This window comes from Streptomyces sp. WM6378 (genome assembly GCF_001279695.1).
Lineage (GTDB): Bacteria > Actinomycetota > Actinomycetes > Streptomycetales > Streptomycetaceae > Streptomyces.
In genome coordinates this window covers 1-3470 of the sequence record NZ_LGDD01000086.1, presented here as the reverse complement: position 1 = coordinate 3470, position 3470 = coordinate 1, and the positions used below count along the sequence as shown (strand labels likewise).

General features: G+C 74.1%; 2 protein-coding genes and 1 pseudogene. 1 reads left to right on the top strand and 2 read right to left on the bottom strand.

What is annotated here, in order from left to right; translation table 11 throughout:
• Both ADK54_RS10400 and ADK54_RS10395 read right to left on the bottom strand, forming a co-directional pair.
• Positions 1–494: pseudogene (locus tag ADK54_RS10400) on the bottom strand (hypothetical protein); the annotation flags it as partial.
• Positions 495–575: 81 nt separating this feature from the next.
• Positions 576–1259, bottom strand: coding sequence for a hypothetical protein (locus ADK54_RS10395; protein WP_053725286.1), 684 nt, complete (start codon positions 1257–1259; stop codon positions 576–578).
• 716 nt (positions 1260–1975) lie between these two features.
• On the opposite strand from ADK54_RS10395, the gene ADK54_RS10390 reads away from it, so the two are divergent.
• Positions 1976–2944, top strand: a complete 969-nt coding sequence (locus ADK54_RS10390) for a transcriptional regulator (protein WP_234391998.1) — start codon at positions 1976–1978, stop codon at positions 2942–2944.
• Positions 2945–3470 lie beyond the last annotated feature (526 nt).

Here is a 3470-nt window from a genome sequence, read left to right as displayed (position 1 = left end):
TTGGTGCGCCCGGGGGCAGGGGCCGGGGGGGGGCCGCCCGGGGGGGGGTCGATGTACCAGCCGGTGGCGCGGCCCGCGGCGTTGCGGGTGCGGCCCAGGGTGGCCCGGGGCGGTGTGGCGTGGCGGGTGCCGTGGGGGACGGTGACGGTGCCGTGGCCCGGCCCGGTGAGCTCGGCCTCGACGACGACGGCGCGGCCGGTGGCCTCCAGGTGCAGTTGGTGTACCTGGTCGACGGCGGCGGCAGGGACGGCGCTGCCCCAGTGGTTGGCCCGGCCGTCCGGGAGGCCGGTGAGGTGCGCCTCGTACAGGGCGCGCCCCGTATCGGTCAGGTGCAGGTCGTACGCGTCGCTGCCGACGGTGAGCAGGCCGCAGGCCACGGCGTCGTCGAGGTGGGTGCCCAGGCCGGCCGGGGTGATGTGCTTGAGGGCATCGCCCTCGGCGGCGCCCTTGACCAGGGCGAGGATGTGCGTCGGGCTGGCGTGGTACCGGCTCATGGGTCGGCGCTCCTTGTTGTGTCGGGCCGGGAAGGCGGGGCGCCTGCTGCGCCCCGCCCTTGGGGCCGGTGGCCCCTGTTGTCAGAGCTTCGGGGCGTGCGCGGCCAGGGCCTGGGGTGCTGCCTTGGTGTAGAGGCCTTCCAGGCCGGAGGGTGCGATCAGGCCCCAGGTGAAGGTGTCCGTGTCGGGGTAGAACCAGCCCCGCATGCGGCTGGGGGCGTCGTGGGTGCGGATGACGCCTACGCCGTAGACCTCAAGGGTGCCGTCATGGAGGGCGTCCTGCTGCTCCTGGGTGAGGTGGTCGGCGCCGTAGTACTTGTCGAACTTCTCGTCGACGACGACGGCGAGGACGGGGCTGAAGTCGTCTTCGACCCCGTTGAAGCTGCGGGCGCGGGCGAGAGAGGCCAGCGCGTCCGCGCGGGTGGCGCAGGTGTCGCGGTAGAGGACGCGGTCCTTGTGGTCGGGGATCTCGTCGGTGTCGTACTTCCATGCCTCGACCTGGTGGTGGGCGTGGGTGCCGATGCCGTTGTGGCGGTTGCGCAGGAAGCCGTAGGGCTTGCCGTCGACGACGACGGGGTGGCGCTCGGTGCAGAACTCGCAGGTGATGCCGACGTGACGCAGGAAGCGCTGGAGGCGGGGGAAGCGGGCGAAGCGGGTGCCGCAGTTGCAGCACGTGTACACCAGCCAGCTGGAGACGTTGGCGACCGTGTCGTGGTTGCACCGCGGGCACGAGTAGGCCTGGTTGCTGTCCCAGTTGATGACCATCGAACTTCCTCCTGGATTCGGGGCGGGGCGCCCGCCCCGATGTATTCACTAATGTACTCCGAGAGGTGGTTAAGGTCAAAAAAATAGGGCGGCCGGCCGCCTCGCGCACCCTGGCCGCCCGCCGCCCCGTGGCCGCCACCTGGCCGCGCCGCTGCTCCCGCTCGTCGTCCTCGGCCTCGGGCCGCCGTCCCCTGCCGCCCCGTGCCGCGGCTTGGTGGTGTCGGCTGCTGCGCCCTGGTCGCTGTTCGCCGCTGCGGCCGTTCGCCGGGCGGGGTGTTGCGGGGTTCGGCAACACCCCGGGCGTGGTCTCGGGGTGTTGCCGTGGGTGGGTGCGTGTTCGGTGAACTGTGGTTGTTGACCGGGGGGGTGCGGAGGTCGGCAACGGTTCCGTGCCTGTACAGAGGGCCTGCGAGCTCGGTGTTGCCGCTCCCGGGCAACACCCGGGGGCCGGGGCCTGGCCGCCGGGGGTTGGGGCGCTCTCGTCGTCCCGCGTCGTGGAGCTCGATGCCGCGGTGGCGGGATGTTGCGGAGGTGCGCAACACCGGCGGCTCCCGGGCCGGCGGCGGGAGCTTTGAGGGGGCGCGTGTGGCGGCGGGTGTGCGCCCTGTCCGGGGTGCCGGTCGGCTCGTACGGTCGCAAGGACGGGCCGAAGGCCCCCTTCCCCCGGGCCGGGGGTGCGGGGAGGGCAGGACGAGGAGAACAAGGGGGCGGTCGGGGTGGAGCGCAGGACGGTGTTGGGCGCGGGGCTCGGCATGGTGGGCTGGTGGGCGGCCGGGCAAGGGCCGGCATGGGCGATGCCCGGGGGCCGGCCTCTGCGCGACAGGGAAGTAGCCGCAGCACAGGGGCTGTTCACCGCGGGGGAGTACGGACACCTGCGCCGCGCGCTCCCGATCTTGTCCGCCCGAGCGCGTGCGGCGCAGGAGGCGGGGCCGGTGGGAGCCGGCCGGGCGGCGCGGGTGTGGGCGCTCGTGTCGCAACTGGCGGTCAAGGACGGCGATGTGGCCCTCGCGGCCGAGTTCGCGGCACAGGCCGGAGAGGCGGCCCGCCGCTCGGGCCGGCCGGTGCTCCTGGCGGCCGCGGCGCGGGCGGCGGCGACACCGCTGCGCCGTACCGGCCGCGCCGATCAGGCCCTGCAGCTCCTGAAGGACGCCCACGACGAGCTGGACGCCGTCGCGACGCCGTCGGCGGAGGTACTGGACGCGTCCGGGATGGTGGCGTTGACCGCCGCATACACCGCGGCCCAGGCCCGACAGGCCGCGGCCGCCGACGAGTTCGCCACCTGGGCCGAGCACAGCGCGCAGCGCCTGGCCCGCTCCTCGACCGGCGTGCGGCGGGGCGGGGACCTGTCGGTGGCGCAGTGCACGCTGTACCGGGTCGGGATCCACCGCGAGCTCGGCGACGTCGACCGGGCCCTGGCGTACGCCGCGCGCCTGGACGCGGCCGTGCTGCCCACCCCCGAGCGCCGGGCCCGAGCGGCCACCGATACCGCCCGCGCGCTCCTGGCCGCCGACGACGTCCCGGCCGCCTTCCACCAGCTGCAGCAGGTGGAGCAGGCCGCGCCGCAGGAAGCCCGCCGGCCCTCGGTACGGGCCCTGACCGCCGAGGCCGCCGCCCGCCGTCCCGACCTTCCCGGCATCACCGCCTTCGCCCGACGTACCGCACCACCCTGGAGCCGCACCGCCTGAACAGCCGGCCTGCCGTCCCCGCCGAGAAGCCGTCCCGCGCCGTCCGACGCCGTCCGAGAACGTCCAGAAACGTCCAGCCGAAGCCGACGAAGGACGCTGCGCCCCGCCACCAAGTGCCGCTCGTCAGCGAGGCGTTCGCCGTTGTCCGGCGTTGTTCGGTGACATCCGGCGCCCGGCCTGCCCGCCGCCCCGCACCGGGCTCCCGCACCGTCGCCGAGCCCCGCGTGCACCTCGTGGGCTGCGTCCGCACGGCGGCCGTGTCCCCCGCCGCATCCGCGGCGTACGGGTGCCGACGGGCCCTGAGCCGAGCTTTGTACTTTGCAAAGTGAGACCAAGAACCCCGGCAATGTGATGTCCACCACATAGGCAAGCCGGGTGACACTCCCTCAAAACCCCACAAACAGAACCCGATTCAACACCACTCCCTTCGGCCGGCACCCGACAACGCCCACCACCCCCACCCCCTCGCTGCCGAGCGAAGCGAGCCTCCCGTACCCCCGACCACCCGCACCCGACACCCCAAGAG

What these genes read in the sequence shown, in the direction of transcription:
- ADK54_RS10395 (WP_053725286.1), bottom strand. Translation starts at nt 1,259, where the DNA reads ATGGTCATCAACTGGGACAGCAACCAGGCCTACTCGTGCCCGCGGTGC.